Source organism: Melioribacter sp. Ez-97 (assembly GCF_051488665.1).
Classification (GTDB): domain Bacteria; phylum Bacteroidota; class Ignavibacteria; order Ignavibacteriales; family Melioribacteraceae; genus Melioribacter.
Window position 1 is genome coordinate 81,844 of record NZ_JBPSEG010000009.1, and the last position, 21,617, is coordinate 103,460.

Sequence of the window (21,617 nt, forward strand, 5' to 3'; positions counted from 1 at the left end):
GTTTTGTTGAATAAAGAATTTTGCCAAGATAGCAACGAAGTCGCGTTATCTTTGTAATAGAACGTAAGAAAACATAAGTAATAACAGCGTAGCTGTGAAATCTTAATCATTCGTATCAAATAAATATTTTGAATCATACTCAACTTTAAATTTTTCCAAAAGCTCTATGTACTCTTCCTTGAATGTTTTCTTTTTATGATGCACCGGTTGATTTAGAATATATTTTACAACAGCGTCTATTTGAGATTTGGCGTATGTAAAAGCGCCGAAACCATCTTGCCAATTAAATTTACCCGCAATCCATTTCTTTTCGTTAATGAATTTTGACGAGTTTGCTTTTATATCTCTGGCAATATCCGAAACCGAAACTGACGGATGAATTCCAATAAGTATGTGCGTATGATCCGGGTTGCAGTAAATAGCTAACGGTTTTGAATTTTTGTTAGTTATGATACCGCAAATGTACTTTTCCAATTCTTCGCGATGCTTTTCAGAAATTAGATTTTGTCTGCCTTTAACCGCGAAGATGATATGTACGTATAGTTGTGTGTAGGTATTTGCCATTTTACAAAGATATCGCTCCTACGGAGCTTTTGGTTATTCCTCATTTCACTTTTACAAAGATTACGCTCCTACGGAGCTTGTTTTATTTGTCTTGTAAAATTTCATCCTTATTGAATCTGTATCGCTATGCAGCGTAGCTGCAAAATCTTTGTAACAAATAGAAGCTGTAATAGAATAAAACAGCGTAGCTGTAAAATCTTACTCATGTCAATAAACAAAAAGATATCGCTCCTACGGAGCTTTTAGCTATTCCTCATTTCACTTTTACAAAGATTACGCTCCTACGGAGTTTGTTTTATTTGTCCTTACAAAATTTTCATCCTTAATGGATTTGTATCGCTATGCAGCGTAGCTGCAAAATCTTTGTAACAAATAAAAGATGTAATAGAATAAAACAGCATAGCTGTGAAATCTTACTCATTTCAATATACAAAAATATATCGCTCCTACGGAGCTTGTTTAATATTTCACCCGCACCTCGCCGCTAATAAGCTTTTGTAATGATTATTGCAAAGGGTTTTAGCATAATTCGCTTAAGTAAAATTAATTTTTGTTTTTATAGATTAATAAAATCGCCTTTAATATAGAAATTATGTAATAAAAGGGATATTAAATAACAATACAGTTAGAACTAATTCTCTTCCCTTGTCATCCCGATGATGGAAAAGAAATCTAAAACCAGTATCGCTACTATAATTTATTTGTTTAAGATAGTTAGGATGTTTTTTGACAATGTCTGGAATCTGCTTTATAACATTTGTAAAATCTTTGTTTTTATTAAATAAAAAAATTGCTGTTTTTGTGTCGCGCCAACTAACATATCTTAGTAACTGATCTATCGTACCTAATAATACTTTTTCTCCTTTCCAGATTTTACATTCACATATAAAAATATTTTTATTTTTTTCTCTGATTAAAATATCAGTCTTGCCTTCATAATTAAATGTTTCTCCGGTGGCGCCCCCTTCAAACTGAGAATTTAGGACCATAAGGAAATGGTCTCTTATTTCTTCTTCTGTGAGTTTTGCAAATGTTTTCGGACTCCTTTCCATCGTTAAAGACATATCAGTAATGGTCTTAAGTATTGATTCATAAGACTCATCACCTAAAACCGGTTCAGGAGGAATATTCTTTTGATTAACATCTGGTAATTTTGGGATAATTTTTTTCTTTATTTTAGGTACCGAATATGTTTGTGGGATATTATTTCTTTTACGAAGTGGGAAGCCTAGTCTATTAACCATTGAAATATTTTTATTGAGCTTCTCTTTTCTACTATTGATTAAAGCAATTACTTTACTCTTTAATGAATTATTGAAACCTGATATATCATTATTAACCCAAGAAATATATTGACTTATATTTTGTATAGTTCTTCTGTATATCTCATTAATTTTTTCCGGATTTTCTTCTAACGTATCAACTAAAATAATAATTTCATCGTCACTAATTTCACAGGTCGGCAAAATATATGAAGAAGTTGATGGGCGACAAAAGAATAATTCTTTTTCTCCCGTATATGGTACAAAATATTTTATCCTGTTTCCTTTGATGTATACTGGTTTACTTCTGTCGAGTATTGCTCTTGAAGGATCCTGACTGACATCAATGTTTACCTCAGATTGTTCAATTGTAACTTTTTCCAGATAAAGTATAATTGGAGGGATTGTATATTTATCTACGAAATATTTAATAAGCTCATCCTCGGTGGTATTAAAAAGGTAGTTTTGATTTAGATTACTTATCTCTCCTGCTAATTTTCTTTCTTGAGCAAGTATTACGCTTGAAAGATCGTATTTATTAAATAAATATTTTCTCATTTATACTACTCTCACCTCGCCGCTCATAAGTCTCGGCAGTAATGTATCCCGCAGCTTTTCGAGTGTGCGGGTTAAACCCGAAGGGTTGATATTCTTGTAATAAACTAACGTTATAGAGTTATAGAAACCCGGAACGGGTGATATAATATATCGTATCGCCTTTGGCATTCTTTATGTCACTCCTTTGGAGTTTGGCTTTTTATTTTGTCCATTTGTTATAATAATAACATCCCTTCGGGATTTTTATTTAATAATAATCTTTTCTAACTAAAATAGTCTTTATTTCATTTTTAGTAACAATTTTTTTTGTCTTATCCAATGACTTTCTATCTATAATGGCTGTTTCTTCTACAATTTTTTTCAGTGGGTCTTTTAGCCATTCAGAATTCCAAATTTTTGTTTCGACATCCATAACTTTTTTACTTAACAACTCATTATATGTTATTGTAGAATCTATTTTCAGATATAACCTTTGGAACCAAATTTCCAAGAGTGACGAATTGGGGAGTTGTAAAAACTTATTGTGAATTTTTTTTATGATTTTCTTTTGTTCGTCCTGACTTTTTATTTGTTTTAGAAAAAGACTCATAATAGCAATTGCCCTTGGTGCTACTCTTGGATTTCGGAATGCTATTTCAGAGATGATACTTATTAGTGTTTCAATGTTTTTGTCTTTTCTTTTATTTCTTTCAAGAAATAATAGAAAGTCATTTACCTGGGTATCTAAAACTCCACTGTTAGGGAACTGTTCGCCTAGCAAATAAAGTTGAATTAACCATTTTTGTTTATTGCCAGTTTTTCTTTGGTGCTGTATCCAATATAGTTTATCCGGTTTTACCGAACTTTTGATAACGTTATCCGTTACTTTAGTTTTTTCAGCGTTTAGTTTCATCCCGAGACTAGTTAATATTTCTGAGAGTAATTTTGCAATTACTTCTGCTTCAAAAGGATTATTTGTAAATACGCGGTAATCATCCCTATATCTAAGTATATGATATTCGGATATATTTTTTTCTTTAATTTTATCTGTTAACAATGAATCTATATAACCAAGAACCATTTCTGCTATTAAATCCATTAATGTGCTGCCTTGAGGAATACCGTTAGTTTGACCATAGTTCATATCTCTCAAATGCTGATCGATAATCACGCCAATTAATTTCTTATTGTTTCTGTTTTCTTTTTTCTTTGCCTCATCCTTTGTATGAAGCGCCCAAGGTATTGAATGGGTATAAATCGTACCATAACAATCCGTAATATCCGTATGTAATATATATTTATATTCGAGGGCAAACGCTAAAGATCTTTGCTCTATTTGCTGCCACCAAGTGTAGATTTGAATTTCTTTATCTGTCTTCTTCTTTTCTTCGGATACCATAGGAATACTGAAACATTCTATTTTAGGGTTTTCACGAAAGAATTTGAATCTTTCGCGAATTAATGACCAATTTTCTTTTTTTGTTATGTTTTGTACTAACGAAACATATAATGCAGGATGGATGATTTGAAACGGTCTCCAAGCATATTTCCCATCTTTATTTGAAAATAATTGATAATTAACATCTTCATAATCAGAAGCGCTTGATAAAGAAAAATCAGAAAGCTTTTTCCCATTTATCTTTTCATCTATTTTGGACAACACTTCCTTAAAAGTGAAGTAATGAGGAAGGCTATAATTGATATAGCTTTCTTCCTTAAGAAAAAAATTTTTTGCTTTGCTGGGCGTTAAATCGAGTACATTTTTCATTTTTATACCTTAAATTTTTACTCTCACCTCGCCGCTCATAAGTTTTGGCAGTAATGTAACCTGCAGTTTTTCGAGCGTGCGGATTAAACCCGAAGGGTTGATATTCTTGTAATAAACCAACGTTATAGAGTTATAGAAACCCGGAACGGGTGATATAATATATCGTATCGCCTTCGGCATCTTTTATGTCACTCCTTCGGAGTTTGGTTTATTTGTTCTTGCAAAAATTTCATCCTTATTGGATTTATATCGCTATGCAGCGTAGCTGCAAAATCTTTGTAACAAACAGAAGATGCAATAAAATAAAACAGCATAGCTGTGAAATCTTACTCATTTTAATAAATAAAAAGATATCGCTCCTACGGAGCTTTTGGTTATTTCTTGTTTTACTTTACAAATATGTCGCTCCTACGGAGCTTGTTTAATATTTCACCCGCACCTCGCCGCTCATAAGTCTCGGCAGCAACGTATTCCGTAGTTTTTCGAGTGTACGGATTTGTTTGTTATTTATTATAAGTTTTTCAATATATGGAGATATTATATTATCCATTTCTTTTAATTTATCTTCATCTGGTACTATTACCATAGAATTTGATAAATCTTCTCGCTTAATATGACCCATAGTTGTGGATTTACTTTCAGCTATCGAAATGAATTTTTCCAGATGATATTTTGTCCAAAAGTAATAGAACCATTTTGGGTATTCTTTTGATGTAACCTTGAAAAGATGTTGGTTCAAAATACATTTTTCGCCATCCCATATTTTTACCATCAAACTTCCAGACCAAGAAAAGATTACATCCCCATTTTCAATTATATATTCTGCAGGAATTTCAGTAGAGGCCCAATCAGAATTTTCTGTAAAACCGTTCCGCAATTCTTTTATCTTTAAAACTGGTAATTTGTCAATTTCATTTTTGGGAGGATATTTTTGGCAAGCTAATCCGTTGAGATAATCGGCAATTTTATCCAATGGCTTTTCTTCCCACTTTTCATCTGCCTCCTCCACAAACCACTGCATAAAGAGAGTTTCTGCCATTTCTTCGAGGGTTTTGTTCTGGCGGTGGAGTAAGTCTATTTTGTCATCCAGACTGCTAAGCACGCCGGCAATTGCTTTTTGCTCGGGAAGGGGAGGGAGGAGAATATCTAAATTTTCGATATCACTTGGTTTAATTGAAGGATAAGCGGAGGTTGAACCTTCTGCAATAACATCTAATAATTCTACTACATCGGAAGATGTTAAAAAATAATAGACAAACTTTGGGTCTGCTAATTCATTATTAGTTTCAATAACTGAAAATCCAGTTGAAACCACTAAGTTTTCTGGTGGATTTTCTATAAAACCAAAATGTTTTTGAATAGGTCTAACTGTTGAGTAAATAATATCGTTTTGTTTTACTAATCTTTTTGCCCTACTTGGAGCATCCTCTAATAAATAATTTTGAAATCCATCGATTTTACCTTCAGTTATTGATCCAGTATCTAAATACAAAATTTTTCTATAAGGATAATCAGAAGAAATGCTTCTGTTGTTAGATGAGATTACATCTCCAAGTTTACATTCTTTCCAGTTATTCATTGTAAAACACCGTTTTTCAACTTTGAAATATTATCAGGAGTGTGTCTTTGCGACCAAAGAATATAATCGGCGTTTTTACTTTTTAACGCATCCAAGTATTCCGGTTGTATTTGTTTTTCTTCATCATTAATTACAGCCAGTCCTACAACTTTTTTATTTGATATTTTTTCTCTCACAGTTTTTATATCTTCCCAAGTAAAAAGGAAATTTGGCAAATTTAGTTTGTTGACGATATTGAAAGATTTTATTACGATTTCTTTATATCTATACGCAATTTGAAAATCAAATGTGAATTCAAGACCGGTGCTGCCTTTAGAAATAAACTGCGGCGTATAAATTATTTGCTGTTCGTCGAGATATGATTTGACATCTTCTTTGAAGATGGATGCCACAGTATGCTTTGCCAGCATATACATATCGTTAATTTCTGAAATGGCAGAAATTAAATTGTGTTTTTTTTGAGCTACATTTGATTCGTTAGCTTCAACCATTAATTCATCATCTACAAGTTGTACCCCATAAGTTAAAAGAATTCTTTCTAACAAATCTTTTCTTTTGGGTGATCTTGAAATTAAAGAACCCACTAGCTCGAGATTTTTTAAAGTAACACCATCGTCAGAAAAAAGTATTTTGTCATTATCTTTCTTTACATACAGTTCTATTGTATCGTTAAACAATCCGATAAAAGGAGTGCTGATAACATTCCAATCCGTTCCGGTCTCGACAACCGACGTGGTTCTTCCTTTCAGAAAATCATAATATTTATCAATTAAATCGGTTACCCAATTACTGGTATTGATAGCATTATTCATAATAATTTCTCGCTAATATTAAATGTAGTTTTTAAATTTATTAATTCATTAAAATCATAAAATGCGTTTAAAACATCTTGATTATTTTTTATTTCTTTTACTGGAAAACTATCTTCTAGTAATGGAATTGCCCAATCCAAAGTCGTTCTATAACCTTCAACGTAGTAATGAATATGGTGTTCATTATAATCGAAATGTTTACCGGCATATTTATGAAATATAGTAGGAACGGTATCTTTTATGGCTATTGGATTATCGTGTTGACCATTGTAATCAACTCTAACCAAACCAATTTTAGTCTCGTCGTCCATCAAGTACAGCGTTAGTTTCAAAAGAAATTTTTTGCTCTGTTTTATGTCATAAAGAAAGGACACATTTTCGTTAGAATCAGATAATAAAATATATTTTTTTATAAATGGAATCGGTTGCTCAAATGTTAAAGCATTTTGAAGTATACCATCAATTTCGACTCTTTTTGGAAGTTTAATTAATTCTTGTGCTTCTTCATAAGAGAACATCTATATCCCTCTAATTGTTTTAAGTAAATATTTTATTAAATATATAAAATTATAAAACCTAATTTTTTTCGAACGTTCTTAGTCAGGCTCAGCATTCTTTTTCATAATTTTTTCTTAAACTATTACCATATTCCGCCGTTAAATGTCGTGACACCGTAACGACAATTTGTCTGCCGTATTCAGCTCTTTTGTTAAAAAGAATATCTTGATTAATGCGATTGCCAATTTTCCAGAAAAGCAGAGTCATCGATGAGTTAACAGTAAGAGCTACAAATCTTCTGCTTTCCTCTATTAGTTTTTTAAGATCGTCCAGAAGTTTATCATCATTTATTTTTTTTACAGCGTTTTTCATCGGATTATTTTATTCAGATTATCAAGAATTAATTTATTCAGTCTCTCTTCTTCTTTTAATTGTTCTTCAAACTCGGCTTTCAGTTTTGTAAACCTTTCGTTAAAATCGAAATCGTCTTCTTCGTCGGGCAAGCCCACATATCTTCCTGGAGTCAGAACATAATCCAATGCCGCAACTTCTTCGATTGTGGCGGATTTACAAAAACCTTTTATGTCTTCGTATTTTCCGTCGGGATTTCTCCAGTTATGAAATGTGCTTGCAATTTTTTGGATATCTTCTTCGGAAAATTCTCTTGTTCTTCTATTTATTAAATGCCCCATATTTCTGGCATCGATAAAAATTATTTCATCTTTTCTGTTTCTGTATTTTCCGTTTTCTTTATTTCTGTTGATGAACCATAAGCTCGCCGGTATTTGTGTATTAAGAAAAAGTTTGGAAGGAAGGTTAACGATGCAGTCGATTAATCTGGCTTCAACGAGCGCTTTTCTTATTTCGCCTTCGCCGGAAGTTTTGGATGTTAGAGCGCCTTTTGCAAGCACAAAGCCCGCTTGTCCGTTTGGCGCCAGATGATATATAAAGTGTTGTATCCAGGCATAGTTGGCGTTGTTAACCGGCGGAATTCCGTATTGCCAGCGAGCGTCTTTTCTTAAAAGTTCGCCGCTCCAGTCGCTGTCGTTAAACGGCGGATTTGCTATTACAAAATCCGCTTTCAAATCTTTGTGCGCATTGTTTAAGAATGAACCTTCGTTATTCCATTTAACCTGGGAACTGTCAATTCCGCGGATGGCAAGATTCATTTTGCACAAACGCCAGGTAGTTAAATTGCTTTCCTGACCGTAAATCGAAATGTCGTTTACGTTTCCTTGGTGGCTTTCCACGAATTTCTCGGATTGAACGAACATTCCTCCGGAACCGCAGCAGGGATCGAAAACGCGTCCTTTATAAGGTTCGAGCATTTCAACCAACAATTGAACCACGCTTCGCGGAGTATAGAACTGTCCGCCTTTCTTACCCTCCGCCAGCGCAAATTGCCCGAGAAAATATTCGAATACTTTTCCGAGAAAATCGCCGTCTTTTTGGGTAATCGAAATATTGCTTATTAAATCAATTAAGCCGCCGAGATTTGTCGGGTCTATGTTGCCGCGCGCATAAACTTTTGGAAGGACGTCTTTGAGCGAAGGGTTGTCTCTTTCAATGGCGTCCATTGCGGAATCGATGTCTTTTCCTATTTCAGGCAGCTTTGCCCGTTTTTGTAAATAAGACCATCTTGCGGACGGCGGAACGAAGAAGATATTTTCCGCTTTGTATTCGTCTCTGTCTTCAGGGTCGGCGCCTTCGTATTCACCCTCGCCTTTCTTCAGTAATTCATAATGTCTTTCAAATGAATCCGAAATGTATTTCAGAAAGATTAAACCGAGAACAATATGTTTATATTCCGCTGCGTCGATGTTTTTGCGAAGTTTATCCGCAGCTTTCCAGAGTTGTTTTTCGATAGGTTCATTATTTTTATCGCTAACCGCTTCTTTTCTTTTAGCCATGAGTTAAATTGCCCTTAAAATTATACAGGATTTTTGTTAACGGAATTAAAATCAGGTTATTAAAATGATTTAGAAAAAAATAAAGAACGTCTTGGTATTCTTATGCCTGTAAATATTATGGAGAAGTAAAAACATTTCTTAAAACTTTAGTGAATTTTTTTGAATGCCATTGATCAAGACATAGTTTTTCATTTGGAAATACAAATTAAATGCCCTTAAAAAATAATTAAATTAAAAATAATTGATGTCAAGTGTATTGTCAATAATAATGTGCGGAATAGCAGCCCCAGGGGTTTATTACTCGTCCCCGATATTTAGATTTTTCTTGCGCGCTTCCCATTTCTTTTTCGCGAGCAGTTGTAAATTGGCTTCGATGTCTTTTTCGTCCATTATTTCCAAACCGAGCATGGCTTCTATTATGTCTTCGAGAGTGATAATGCCGCGCGTGCCGCCGTGCTCGTCGACTACCAACGCTATATGTTCCTTTTTGAAAATTAATTCTTCGAAGGCTTTCGGTATCGAATAATTCTCGTAAAAAGTTAATATCGGTCGTTTTATTTCTTTGAGTTTTATTTCGTCGCTGTTTTCGGCAAGTTTTGCCAGTACGTCGGAATTGAGAATGTAGCCGGTAATGTTGTCGATATTTTCCGAATAAACCGGAATTCTGGAAAATCCCAGATATTCCTTTCGTTTAACGAATTCGCCCAGCAAAGTATCTTCGGGCGCGGATACAAGCACGGTGCGGGGCGTCATGATTGCGCTTACGCTCAGATCGTTGAGCTTCAATAAATTGTCGATTACTTTGCTCTCGTTTTCTTTTAATACTCCTTCTTTCTTACCGAGATGCGCCAATGCAACGACTTCGTCCCGGCTCATTGTTTGCGCTTTCTTATTCTTCGAAATCAATCGAGTAATGAATTCGGAAACTATTACAAACGGGTATGCTATATAGATCATCGCCATAATAATAATAGCCGAAGGCAATGCGAGTTTTCTCCAATAGACCGCGCCGATTGTTTTGGGAATGATTTCCGAAAAGAACAATATCATTATCGTGAGCGCCGCGGATATAATTCCGAAATAGACTTCGCCGAAGAGATAGACCGCCTGAGCTCCCACGCCTGCGGCTCCTACTGTATGAGCTATTGTGTTGACTGTTAATATTGCCGATAACGGTCTGTCGATTTTGCTTTTCAGATTTTTAAGATAAACTGCGGTTTTCTTCCCTTCCGTCTCTTTGGTTTTGATGAACGGGATCGAAACCGACAGGATTACCGCTTCCGCAATCGAACATAAAAACGAGACAACGAGCGCAAGGGTCAGATATATTAGTAATTCCGCCATTTTTCTTTCTTGAGTGTGTGATTGAATAAAAGCGCGTCGACTGATTATTTCAACCGGCCGAATTCAAAATCTACATTAAAGATATTTTTCTTAAGTAGCAAATTACGCGAATAAAAGAACAACGACACAAATAAATTCCCGGTATCTGCCGTCCGAAATGCCAATTGATAAGACCGCGCCTGCGGCAAAAGATATTGTTTGCCAATGCAAAAAATATGAGAAAGATATTTTAATGATAACTGAGAATTATTTTATAACTTGCAATTACTGTTATATCCTTCAGGGGAATTTATATATCGCCAAATAAATTACGCATTACGGATTCCGGAGGTATAATGAAAACCACATTTACGCTTATTGTTATTCTCGCATTTTCTTCCGTTTACGGACAATGGATTAAGTACGAAATCCCCGAACAAAAAGGTTCCCTCGCATTTGCTATCGACGCATACGATCAAAATCACGCGGCAATTACGTTCCACAAAGGAGAAAGCGCGGTTTATTATACGGAGGACGGAGGAGATAACTGGCGGGCGGTTTTGAGCATTGACGAAACAATAATCGATTTGTCGTTTATTGACGCGGCTGCCCTGGCTCTGGCAACCGATAAAGGCAAACTTTATAAGTACGACATTCCCGGCGGCGAATTGGAACTTTGCTTCGAAGACTCCGGCGTTACCGAATTTATTAATTATGTGGAATTCTTTAACGAACTCGAAGGCGTTGCAATGGGCGACGCGGTTTCGGGCAATGTTAATCCCGTTATACTCGTAACGAACGACGGCGGCGAGAATTGGGAATACCGCTCTTCGGGCGGCATCGGCGGCTTCTCCGGCGATATCTGGCGTCGCGTCGATTTTGTAGATAAATCAACCGGCTTTTTCTATTCCTCCGGTTTAATGCCGCAAAGGACTTACAAAACTACCGACTCCGGCAACAGCTGGAATGAATTGCCGCATGAAGACCCCGTACAACTTTTAAAATTTTACGATACCGAAAGAGGAATTACCGTTCATATAATGAACGACGAAGACGTTATTAATCTAAACGGCGACGGAGGAGCCAGCTGGACTAAAATCAATACCGGCATTGAAAAAGGATTCCCCAACGATTTAGAATATCTGCCGGAGAATCCTTCGTTTATACGTTATACGAATTACCGGGGACTTTATTACAGCGACGACGGAGGAATTACGTGGTATGAGGAAAAGATATCCGACACTACTTTAAACGCGCGCGACATCGAATTTGCTACCGCTGAGCGCGGCTGGATACTGTGCGATAACGGGGTCGTGTTTAAAACCCGGAACAACGGAAATGTATTGGCGGGCGTGGAAGAAAATCCGCTTCCGAACGAAAACAATCTTTTGAGGAACTATCCCAATCCCTTTAATCCCTCTACAATAATCCATTGGAGGCTGGCAAAACCATCGAGCGTTTCGGTAATTCTTTACGACGCGCTCGGAAGAAAAGTTGCGGATTTGCTGAAAGGAAAAGAGTATAACGCAGGCGAGCATTTTTTCAGACTCGACGCCGCTTCGTTCGGATTGACCTCGGGAATTTATTTTGTGGTTTTGAACACTAACGAACGGATTGAAACTTTGAAGATAGCATACATGAAATAGCGTCAAATCCGGCGCGCCTGTTCATTAACTTTATTATTCGGAAATCCCATTCTTCTCTTTGTTAATCCGGTCGGTTTAATGAATCTTCGCCAATATCTCTGCTCCCGCTGCAATTGCAAACGAAGCAATGATAATTATAATCATTATTAAAAAATTTATCTTCTTTAACGTCTAAAAAAAGTAATTAAATAAAGACAGAAAACGATGTATGGCGATAGTAGAAATAATTAGCCATGTTTTGTGCGTGTGCCTATTTTTGTTGAATGTCGAACTAAGAATGAATATGGGTTTCCCCGGACTTTAAATCATTGTTAAGACCATATAACAACGGTCGTCCGATGATTTTTCTGCTACTTCCTTAAATCCTAATTTTTTGTATAGTTTAACAGGAGCCGTATTGTTTCTATAGACATTTAAACTCACTCTACGGTAACCTAATTGTTCCGCAATATCGAGCAAGCTATTGCAAAATATTTTTCCGTATCCCAATCCTCTGCATAAGGGATTCACTATTATTCTTGCCATATGAATTATTTCGCCATTCTGAGGAAGAAGTTGTCCGAACGCCAAAATCGTATTCTCATCCTCCAGGCAGTACGAGTTATCCTTCGAGTATTCAACGTCAATCAGCAGATTCTCAATTTCTAAGGGAAAACGTACTTTACTTCCCGCCCAATTTTTACACTCGCATTCATCTTTTATCCATGACATTATATTATAAAAATCGGTTTTTTCAGCTTTTCTGATTTCCATATTTAAACCTTGGATTTATTATCACGCGACCATACTGCATAACGATGCCGGAACGCAATAAATTACCTCGAATAATAGACAATTTTATTTAACGGAACAATGCCCAAATTAAATTATAAAACTTGTATTAACCGTTAAATTCGGTTTTATGAGCATTATAAAAAAAGCCGGACTGAAACGTCTTTGGGCTAACTCTTAATTATCTTACTCAAATCCGATCGTTCAAGATCATTTATTCAAAACAATTGGTATTTTCTTGATAAATAAAGGACCTTATAAATGAACGAGTCGGCGTTTTCTCAAATCAACCGATTGGAATGGCAATAATTATTTACGGTATACAATAATATTACGTATGCTAATTTTTACGGTATGAATTTATAAGCCTTATTTGAGTTTCTGACAAATAAAGACCATGTGGTCTGCCGGATACCGATCTTTTCCCATCAAAGTGATTTTACAATTCATTCTTTCAATTATATCCAAGTATTCACGACAGCCAATTGTTCCATATTCAGATGGTACGCCTTCCAATTTGCCCTTCATTTTTGTGTAGAAGAAAATTGATTTCGACGAAGCGAGATCGGAAGAAACCAGAACGTAATTCCGAACGCCGTTTTCTGAGGCGGCTTTTGCAAACCGGTACTGATAGTCGTAGTCGACTTTCCATTGCGCTTTTTTGCCGCCTGCGTCTCTGCGAGTCGTTCCCAGACACGAAAACAGGACGTCGCCCGTAACGTTCTTTTCCCACTCGTCCGGCTTATCGAAATCAATCACGCGAACGGTCAACTTTTCGTTTGACAGACTTACGTTCCGTCTTACGAAAATATCCACTTTAGTAAAGTAGTCGTCTTTGAGAGCCATCCCGAGCAGATTTTTGCCCGTCGCTCCTGTTGCTCCGATAACGAGCGCTTTCATTTTTCAATTACTCTTTTGTTTAATGGAAATATAAACGAATGCCGGTATTCGGTCAATTTATTTATGGAAATTTCTAAGGGCAGGTTTTAAATGAAATTAAAAACGGCGTATGACGAGTTTCTGTGTATCGGAGGTAAAGTGTGCGGTAGTTATCCGGATGGTAAAGAATTTTGTCATATTCAGATTTGTGAATGAGTTTTGATTCGAAATCAATTCTCACGTCTTGAATGAATTTTTATAAATTTCCGCCTTATTCAAAAGATGAATAATGTTCTCTGTCCAGTTCGCTCAAAGCAGCCGTCAAAATGCTCCTTTATTTTTGTGCGTGTCATTAATCTCAGTCCGGAAATGTCCTGAAAGGACGATTGAAATAGCTTAGCAATTCAGTTCCAGGATACTAAGTCCCTAAACGAAATTAGTCCCGAAGGGACATCCGAGAATAATCCGGCAATTCATTGCCGGGAAATACGAGTCTCAAAACCAGAATAGTCCCGTAGGGACGATTGGAATTATCCCCAAACATATCTTTCATCGTATTCAATTTCATGTTTTTTCAAAAAAGCAATGTATTCTTCTTGAAATGTTTTAATCTTATGATGTTCTTTTTGTCGTTTAATATAGGCAACCGTATTTTCAATATGCGATGCACTCACGCTAAACGCCCCATAGCCTTCCTGCCACTTGAAATATTTGTGTTTTGGAAATGTATCGTGCACCCATTTTGACGAGCCCCCTTTGATCAACTGGATGGCTTTGGCAATCGACAAAGTCGGCGGTAATGAGATTAAAAGATGGACGTGGTCTTCAACGCCGCCGATGGCAAGCGCCTTCATATTATTTTCCCTGGCGATCCCTCCCATGTAAAGCCATAACCGTTCTTGCAATTCTTCGCTAATGATTTTTTCCCGGTTCTTTGTGCTGAAAATGAAATGAATTAATATGTTGGTGTATGAATGCGCCATTTTTTTCCATTACGACTTTGGCATCAATCGTCCTTACAGGACTTAACTTTAATCGGAACATATATTCCCATCAATAAATTGATGGGTTAATTTCATAAAATCCCTTGCTGGATTAGTTAATCTCCCCGATTTCACATTCTTTGCATTGTCGTCAAATCTCGTCATAGATGTGCATGCCGCCGTGCAGCTATGTTAGTCACTCAGTCGTAAATAAGAAATTTATATCGGATAAACAACGCAAACAAAAAAATTTTTATTATCATCCTACTTTATTAACTCAGTTCGACTGCGGGTTTGTATTGTCGGTTTTGGGCGGATTGTTAGTTTGCATTTACCATGAAAGATTAAATTTGTTTTTAATTTCCTGAATTTCTTTATATGAAAGATTTCCTTTCAGAAGAAAGCATTTTGCGCCCAGTTCATCTCGTTCATTTATTCGAACGCCGCTTTTATAAAGTTTCATTAATAATTCTATAAATTGTTCTCTCTGCTTATTTTTTACAAGAATTTTATATTCACTTACGATATTTTCTTTTTGTTCCACTTCTATTTTTATTACAAAACCTTTCACGACAAACCGCTTATAGAACGAATTAGTTTTCTGTCTGTCATAAATAAGATTAATTCTTACAATGTCATTTAGTAAAAAGGTTTGTGACTCGTTCCCTTTAGTATTAACCGATAATTGATTTTCGTTTAATTCAATTTCGCCAATATTTCGGTAAAGATAATACGGCGATATTAATAGCGGAATTAACGGTATGAAAGGTATGATTAAATAGGCAATCTTGTTTTCTACTAACCAAGTATAAAAAGCAAGTCCAATGAGAAACAGTATTAATATTCTGAAATAGAAGGTTTTTCTTTCTTTGATCAAGCTAAATTTCATTTTTTTTCTGATATTTGTTGCAGACTATTTATTCTGCTTGGAATACTTAGTCAAATAATAATATCCCTCTTATTTACAGGCAATATATTTGATTAGCCTGGTTTGTTAAATAGTTCTTCCTGATAACTTAGCGCTTATTATAACTTCAACGAAAATAACTTTATACTGATTTTTTGTCAATAGTAATTTGATAATAAAAGCCTTATACTCCCTGATTCATACGTGTGAAAAATAAAATTAAACGCAACCGTTAGAACGCTCGCTCTAAGTAATCAGAATAAATCTGTAGTGCATTTGCTTCACTAATTAACGCCATAATTCTGCTAATTAGTCGACTAATTTTAACCCCACGGCTTTAGTCGTGGATATGAACAACTAAATGCGCATGAAGCGATTTATAGGTTCCCGTCGCGAAGACCAATCTCTCTTCAAACTATTTATAACCTTTAGTAAAGCTAACCTTTCTATTATGCTCTTTTTATAGAAGCCAGTCAGATTTAAAATAAACGTTTGGGTATATATCAATAATGTCTATAATTATTAATGACGCCAAACAATAGACTAACCAGGGTGGAGTATACTTTAACAAACTTATATTTCCCGATTCAACGTATGCGTGATCGTGGTAGTGTTGAAGCTGGGGTGATGCGATGCTACCGAGATTCATATACTTTAAGAATTTTTGAAACACATTCTTCTAATTTATGTTTTATATCATATTCCCAAAAACGCAAAACTAACCACCCTTGTTCAGTTAATTTCTCATTTACAAGCTTATCACGTTTTTTATTACGTTTAATCTTTTCAGTCCAGTATTTAATATTTGTTTTGGGAGCTATAAAGCGGGTAGGGTGACCATGCCAAAAATCGGAATCAATAAAAATGACTATCTTTTTCCTGCGAAAAACAATGTCTGGTTTTCCATATATTTTTTTTACATGTTTTGCAAAATATATTTTTCGTTTTTTTAATTCCTTCATCAATATAAGTTCAGGTTTAGTACCTTCGGAACGAATATTACGCATATTCTTTCTACGCTGTTCTTTAGTAAGATTATCCATAAATCATCATACTGAAAAATCCATATAATAAGTTTCATCATCAATTTTATAGAATGTTACATCTGTTCTACCGTAATTTAATAAATCTTCCTTAGTAACAGGTGCACCAGAAGCTAAGCCAAGACGGTTTCTAAAATACTCGCCAATTAAGCTATTGTTATGTGGGGTATGAATTGCTTTGCCGTTTTCTTGAGCTCGGGAACAAATTAAAATCTTTGAGTCGTCTGTCAAGACGGTAAAATGTACTTTTCTTGGTGGGAAAAAATCAGAATTATATATTAAAGATGGTAAACGAATATAGGCTTGATTAGGTTCGCGTCCTTCCTCTGGCCTTTGTCCCCAATTTAAGCCTGATCTTGCTGGCAGATTCCCATTTTTATCTAGAAAAGAAATAGTTACAAAAGGTAAACCTGTAATATTTTCTACTATTCCTGCATCTTGAGTCTCAATATCTGGTAATAATTCTTTAACTCGTTTCTTATGAAGAAAAAATTTGTCATTGTATATTTGGACAAGATTTTCTGTGTCTTGATGAGTACAGTAGATTGTATAATCAATTAAACTATTATAATATTCATATGCTTCACTGGCATCACAAACGGCCATAATTTCTTTTCTTGATTGTGAGAATGCAGTTTGAGTATAATTTGCTGAGCCTAGAAATCCAATACAGGGTTTATCGTCAGTAAACCATGCATATACTTTAGAATGTACTGGAGGCATCTTAGTGATATAGCTGCATTTGAACCTTCCTTTATAATCTGATTCCATAATTTGTTGAAAACCACGATGATTACTGAGAGCTAAACCATCTGAAGGGCACATACCTACAATTAGCTCAATACTAATATTTTCACTGATCTGCATGACTTCTTCTAAATGATGAAAAGCCATTGCTGAAGTTGCATATCCAGAAACTATATACAATTTATTGCACCCTTCTTTAACGGGTTTTATCAATAATTCATTGAAAAGATCTTCTGAAATCATGAGAAATCCTATATTTAATAATTTATATTAGGTACTATATAGTTCTCTAAGTTATCAAATAACCTTATTTGAGTATTATTAGTATTATATAAATTTAAGTTTTCCGGATGTATCATAGGCGGTATATTAGGCTCAATAGCCGGATATTCGATTCCAGCAAAACTTTTTAAAACGGATTCTAGTATTATTTTAACACCACGTACAGGGACAGCCATTCCAATTTGTTTTCTAACACTTTCTTTTGAACCATAAAAAATAAAATTATCAGGAAATGTTTGTAAACGAGCCCTTTCTCTGTTTGTTAAAGCCCTAGGTTCTTCCCAATGATAAACATGTGTTCCACCGCCACCGCTTCCTGTAACAGTATAAGCGGGTTTATCAGGATCTAACCGTTTATATATCTGGCTTATTTTTGCTCCATTAACATTAAGCCTTAAATGGTCGGGTAAGTCAGCAGTAAATGCATTTTCACCTGGTTTTATATGTTTTAATCTTTCAATTACAATTTTTGATTGCTTAGTTAATTCATTATTTGGTGCATTAGGTGGAATGGGAGGATTCTCAATAGCGTTTTTACATGTTATATCAATCTCAGAAAATGGTTCCGGTGAAGGAATAGCAAATGGAATATTTAAATCTTTTCTTATTCCAATAATTATAATACGATGCCTTGCTTGTGGCACACCATATCTTTCGAATTTATATAAATGGGGGTATATGGAATATCCTGAATTAAATAATTCGTTAATAATTATTTTAAAAGCTTTACCTTCGTTAGAGTTTCTCAAGCCACTAACATTTTCTGCTAAAAACCATTTAGGTCTAAAAATATTAATAGCTTTAACACCATAAGTATACAATGGACCATATATACCATTAATACCTTTTTGTTCACCAACTACACTAAAATCATTACATGGAAAACCAAAAGCTAAAGCATCAATATCAGATATTTTTTTTAATATTTCAAAATCTAATTTTCTTATATCTTTACAAATGACCGTATTAGGCTTTTCCGGACATATATTATTACGATAAGTTTCACACGAATCTTTATCATAATCAGTTGCCCAAGCATGTTCGATTTTAAAGATTTCACCATTATGTTCGATTGAAGCAAGCTTTGCGGCTAACCCTATACCACCAGGCCCTGAAAATAATTCACCAAACTTAAATATCATTTTTAAACCTTCGTATTAAAAGAATTTTATTAAAAGTAATAATGTAATGTATCAAATACAAGTAAAACTTATTGTATTTATCATAAAGGCATAATGAAAAAGCTGTACGGCAACAGTATTATAGAGTTTTTAACGCCCATATGAACCTCTTGTTATACATTATTTTTTTTGCGGATAAAACTGAAAGTATTAATGAATTTCCACCCAGTACTAAATTTAAGATTAATTCTTGAAGTTACATGTTAATATAATCATAATTCGGTATCACTTGGGATTGCTCTAAGAAATTCATCCATTCCTTACTTACATTTTTGTTTGTGAAATAGTTTGTTTGTATTATATGAATTATAAAAGTGCCTTAAGAATATCTTTTTTGTGCCTGTATCATAGATAATAATAAACTTAACAATTATAGCAGTTTCATTTGATTTCAAACGAAATATGAATAACCCCCGCTTATTATAACTTCAACGAAAATAACTTTATACTGATTTTTTGTCAATAGAATATAGTTGCCGATACGTCACTGATTACAGATGGTTATTCTGGCGGTTGTCAACAGTTAACTTTTTCTTCAGTCCTAATAGTATTAATACGCTTACTATAATCATTGATATTGACAACGATATAAGCCCAAATTTGATAATGATTTCCTGGACGAGCGTTCCCTGCATAGAATTTCCGGCGATCGGCATCATTACCGAACCGGCGCCCCAAAACGCGGCTAATAAAGTTGTGAACCAATTTGCATAAGCCCCGAAAAGTGCAAGAATGTAACCGGTTTTCAGCATACCCGATTTCAATGACAGCTTGGGCCAGATTACTCCGAAAATCATTAATAACATTCCGTTTTGGACGCCTTCGAGATGACTCGATAATCCCATCCTGGGATTTTCCAAGCCGGGGATTAAGAATCCGGTTAATAACCCGATTAAGAATAAAAGCGCACCGTACTTTATTAATTTATGATCGTAATCCAAACGAATTTCGTCTTCCATAACTTGAGCCTCCGTCCTTTATATTATACTTCATAATAATGGAATTATTTTTCATTTACAATTAATATTGAATAATTCTGAATTAAGTTTAACCCGAAAGCCGTTGGAGTTTTAGGGACGCCGAACCCCTGTTTCTTCAGCGGTTTTTTCCTTTTAAAAAGAGCGTTCTTTGAAATAATTAGATATGAGTAACAGAACAGGCAAAAATAATATAAGACAAACTATCTATAATTGTATGCCAAACTGATTATTAAATTGCCTCTTTTTAGTGAAATGTAAAAAAAAAGCTGAAACCGGTTTTTTCGATTTCAGCTTAAAAGAGAAGCTTTTTGTGCTTCCTGGGGGACTCGAACCCCCGACCAATAGATTAAGAGTCTACTGCTCTACCAACTGAGCTAAGGAAGCGTCACAAAAATAATTAATTTTTGGTTCCCACTCAAAACTTCTTTTAATTTATAGTTCAAAAAAATCCGTTCTGTTATGAAAAGTTTATTTAAGAATGCGGCTTATTTCCTTTTGATACTTGCGATTCTTTCGTGCGCCGGAAAGCAGGAGCGGGAATTGCCCTCAGGCGCTGCGTTGATCGACGACCTGGGCAACCGGGTATCGATCGATTCGATTCCCGGCAGAATTATATCGTTGGCTCCGAATCTGACCGAAATAATTTTCGATTTGGGCGCGGGCGATAAACTCGCGGGCAATACGCTCTATTGCAATTACCCGCCCGAAGCGCGGAATGTGGAAAAAGTGGGCGACCTCCTTACCGTCGATTTCGAAAAAATCCTGTCGCTCAAACCGGACCTGATTTTTATAACCGTAGAAGGCAATCGCAAAGAAACTTTCGACAAATTCAAAAGTCTGGGACTTAAAGTCTTTGTGTCGAATCCGCGCAATTACGAAGGCGTCAAAAAATCGTACCTTGATATCGCGCGGATACTAGGCAGGGAAAAATACGCCGCTGAAAAAATAGAAATATGGGACGCTCTGCTCGATTCGATTCGAAGCAAATCCCGAAAATACAATCCCAAAACCGCAATGCTGCCGGTCGAATTGAAACCGATTATGCTGGCGGGCAAAAACACTTTTTTGAACGAATTTCTCGAATTGTGCGGACTCGAAAATATTGCAGACGATTCGTCAATCAACTATCCGGTTTTCAACCGCGAAGAAATTTTAAAGCGGAATCCCGACTATATTATTATCCTTTCGGACGGCAAATTGAAAACCGGAGATTTACTCGAACTCTATCCCGAATGGAAAGATTTGAAAGCGGTGCGGAACGGCAATGTGATTTTCGTCGACAGGGATTTGTACTCGCGTCCCGGTCCGAGATTTGCCGAAGCGGCTGCGGATTTATTTAATCGTCTTCATCCGGAAGAAAGTCTTCGATATCCTGAGCGATAAAAATCATAGCGCATTTGTCGCCTTTGAATTTCCCCGTTGCTCTGCAGTTTGCATGGCGTTCCCGGACTTTTTCGATATCGATTTCCGAATCGATTCCGAATTGGCTCAAATCCTCGCCGCATTCGGTGCAGAACAAAATATCGTCTTTAAGACTTCCGTCAATATTTTTAATTGGTTTTTTCATAAGATATTTCTTTCAGTTCCCAGTCGATGCCGTCGCAGGGCAGATACTCGAGCGTCGGGTGTTCGTCGTGTTTTGTGCAAAGAACCGCCGACTCGTCGAAATATCTGCAGCTCGAGCAGAGCGTGTCCTCTATTATTTGCTTGTTCTTTTCTTTGAACATACGGTACTGAATCGTAGCCGGATAGATTATAATACCGTAAATCGAGATTATCCCGAGCCACCACCAGTACCGATATTCCATCAACCCGTACAAAAACCAGAGAGCCGGAATTAATACCGCCGTCCTTACGATAGCCCAAAATATAATTCCGCCCATTGAATCGACTTTCTTTTTGACCTAAACTTAATTATAAAACGCTCAATTTTCAATTAATCTTC

General features: G+C 35.6%; 22 protein-coding genes and 1 tRNA gene. 2 read left to right on the forward strand and 21 right to left on the reverse strand.

Going from position 1 to position 21,617, the window contains the following annotated elements:
• Positions 1 to 102 precede the first annotated feature (102 nt).
• From tnpA (ACSSWA_RS10920) to ACSSWA_RS10965, 10 genes are all read right to left on the reverse strand, one after another.
• The gene (gene tnpA, locus ACSSWA_RS10920; RefSeq protein WP_437356615.1) at positions 103 to 564 is read right to left on the reverse strand and encodes an IS200/IS605 family transposase; all 462 of its coding nucleotides are present in this window, start codon (positions 562 to 564) and stop codon (positions 103 to 105) included.
• Between the two features lie 590 nt (positions 565 to 1,154).
• Positions 1,155 to 2,384, reverse strand: coding sequence for a hypothetical protein (locus tag ACSSWA_RS10925; protein ID WP_437356616.1), 1,230 nt, complete (start codon positions 2,382 to 2,384; stop codon positions 1,155 to 1,157).
• 247 nt (positions 2,385 to 2,631) lie between these two features.
• A complete protein-coding gene (locus tag ACSSWA_RS10930) occupies positions 2,632 to 4,131 on the reverse strand; it encodes an RNA-directed DNA polymerase (protein ID WP_437356617.1) in 1,500 nt (499 codons plus the stop codon).
• A 9-nt stretch (positions 4,132 to 4,140) separates the two neighbouring features.
• Positions 4,141 to 4,311, reverse strand: coding sequence for a hypothetical protein (locus ACSSWA_RS10935; protein WP_437356649.1), 171 nt, complete (start codon positions 4,309 to 4,311; stop codon positions 4,141 to 4,143).
• A 241-nt stretch (positions 4,312 to 4,552) separates the two neighbouring features.
• A complete protein-coding gene (locus ACSSWA_RS10940) occupies positions 4,553 to 5,710 on the reverse strand; it encodes a restriction endonuclease subunit S (protein WP_437356618.1) in 1,158 nt (385 codons plus the stop codon).
• Positions 5,707 to 6,522, reverse strand: coding sequence for a DUF1828 domain-containing protein (locus ACSSWA_RS10945; protein ID WP_437356619.1), 816 nt, complete (start codon positions 6,520 to 6,522; stop codon positions 5,707 to 5,709). The genes ACSSWA_RS10940 and ACSSWA_RS10945 overlap by 4 nt, the downstream gene beginning before the upstream one ends.
• Positions 6,519 to 7,040: a DUF6978 family protein gene (locus tag ACSSWA_RS10950; RefSeq protein ID WP_437356620.1), complete on the reverse strand. Its 522-nt coding sequence runs from the start codon at positions 7,038 to 7,040 to the stop codon at positions 6,519 to 6,521. Before ACSSWA_RS10950 ends, ACSSWA_RS10945 begins: the two co-directional genes overlap by 4 nt.
• Positions 7,041 to 7,128: 88 nt before the next feature.
• A complete protein-coding gene (locus ACSSWA_RS10955; RefSeq protein WP_437356621.1) occupies positions 7,129 to 7,392 on the reverse strand; it encodes a DUF1016 N-terminal domain-containing protein in 264 nt (87 codons plus the stop codon).
• Positions 7,389 to 8,930, reverse strand: coding sequence for an N-6 DNA methylase (locus ACSSWA_RS10960; protein ID WP_437356622.1), 1,542 nt, complete (start codon positions 8,928 to 8,930; stop codon positions 7,389 to 7,391). Before ACSSWA_RS10960 ends, ACSSWA_RS10955 begins: the two co-directional genes overlap by 4 nt.
• A 297-nt stretch (positions 8,931 to 9,227) precedes the next feature.
• Positions 9,228 to 10,274, reverse strand: a complete 1,047-nt coding sequence (locus ACSSWA_RS10965) for a CNNM domain-containing protein (protein ID WP_437356623.1) — start codon at positions 10,272 to 10,274, stop codon at positions 9,228 to 9,230.
• A gap of 335 nt (positions 10,275 to 10,609) precedes the next feature.
• On the opposite strand from ACSSWA_RS10965, the gene ACSSWA_RS10970 reads away from it, so the two are divergent.
• A complete protein-coding gene (locus ACSSWA_RS10970; RefSeq protein ID WP_437356624.1) occupies positions 10,610 to 11,899 on the forward strand; it encodes a T9SS type A sorting domain-containing protein in 1,290 nt (429 codons plus the stop codon).
• 300 nt (positions 11,900 to 12,199) lie between these two features.
• Here ACSSWA_RS10970 and ACSSWA_RS10975 read toward each other — a convergent pair whose 3' ends face one another.
• The 9 genes from ACSSWA_RS10975 to ACSSWA_RS11015 form a co-directional block, all read right to left on the reverse strand.
• Positions 12,200 to 12,652, reverse strand: a complete 453-nt coding sequence (locus ACSSWA_RS10975) for a GNAT family N-acetyltransferase (RefSeq protein WP_437356625.1) — start codon at positions 12,650 to 12,652, stop codon at positions 12,200 to 12,202.
• Between the two features lie 387 nt (positions 12,653 to 13,039).
• Complete coding sequence (locus tag ACSSWA_RS10980) at positions 13,040 to 13,570, reverse strand: NAD(P)H-binding protein (protein WP_437356626.1); 531 nt, start codon at positions 13,568 to 13,570, stop codon at positions 13,040 to 13,042.
• 509 nt (positions 13,571 to 14,079) lie between these two features.
• Complete coding sequence (gene tnpA / locus ACSSWA_RS10985) at positions 14,080 to 14,532, reverse strand: IS200/IS605 family transposase (RefSeq protein WP_437356627.1); 453 nt, start codon at positions 14,530 to 14,532, stop codon at positions 14,080 to 14,082.
• 331 nt (positions 14,533 to 14,863) lie between these two features.
• Complete coding sequence (locus ACSSWA_RS10990; protein WP_437356628.1) at positions 14,864 to 15,421, reverse strand: hypothetical protein; 558 nt, start codon at positions 15,419 to 15,421, stop codon at positions 14,864 to 14,866.
• A gap of 653 nt (positions 15,422 to 16,074) precedes the next feature.
• Entirely contained in the window at positions 16,075 to 16,482 is a 408-nt protein-coding gene (locus tag ACSSWA_RS10995; RefSeq protein ID WP_437356629.1) for a very short patch repair endonuclease, read from the reverse strand.
• A 6-nt stretch (positions 16,483 to 16,488) separates the two neighbouring features.
• Positions 16,489 to 17,472: a restriction endonuclease PLD domain-containing protein gene (locus ACSSWA_RS11000; protein WP_437356630.1), complete on the reverse strand. Its 984-nt coding sequence runs from the start codon at positions 17,470 to 17,472 to the stop codon at positions 16,489 to 16,491.
• Positions 17,473 to 17,486: 14 nt separating this feature from the next.
• Entirely contained in the window at positions 17,487 to 18,653 is a 1,167-nt protein-coding gene (locus tag ACSSWA_RS11005; protein WP_437356631.1) for a DNA cytosine methyltransferase, read from the reverse strand.
• A gap of 530 nt (positions 18,654 to 19,183) precedes the next feature.
• Entirely contained in the window at positions 19,184 to 19,651 is a 468-nt protein-coding gene (locus ACSSWA_RS11010; protein WP_437356632.1) for a hydrogenase, read from the reverse strand.
• A 332-nt stretch (positions 19,652 to 19,983) separates the two neighbouring features.
• A tRNA-Lys gene (locus tag ACSSWA_RS11015) sits at positions 19,984 to 20,056 on the reverse strand.
• 75 nt (positions 20,057 to 20,131) lie between these two features.
• Here ACSSWA_RS11015 and ACSSWA_RS11020 point away from each other — a divergent pair.
• Positions 20,132 to 21,055 (forward strand): ABC transporter substrate-binding protein, encoded by a 924-nt coding sequence (locus ACSSWA_RS11020; protein WP_437356633.1) that lies wholly within the window; start codon positions 20,132 to 20,134, stop codon positions 21,053 to 21,055.
• Here the strand turns inward: ACSSWA_RS11020 and ACSSWA_RS11025 are convergent.
• Both ACSSWA_RS11025 and ACSSWA_RS11030 read right to left on the reverse strand, forming a co-directional pair.
• Positions 21,009 to 21,239, reverse strand: coding sequence for a hypothetical protein (locus ACSSWA_RS11025; RefSeq protein WP_437356634.1), 231 nt, complete (start codon positions 21,237 to 21,239; stop codon positions 21,009 to 21,011). The genes ACSSWA_RS11020 and ACSSWA_RS11025 overlap by 47 nt on opposite strands.
• Positions 21,223 to 21,555 carry a hypothetical protein gene (locus ACSSWA_RS11030; protein WP_437356635.1) on the reverse strand — a complete coding sequence of 111 codons (333 nt, stop codon included), beginning with the start codon at positions 21,553 to 21,555 and terminating at the stop codon, positions 21,223 to 21,225. The genes ACSSWA_RS11025 and ACSSWA_RS11030 overlap by 17 nt, the downstream gene beginning before the upstream one ends.
• Between the last annotated feature and the right edge of the window lie 62 nt (positions 21,556 to 21,617).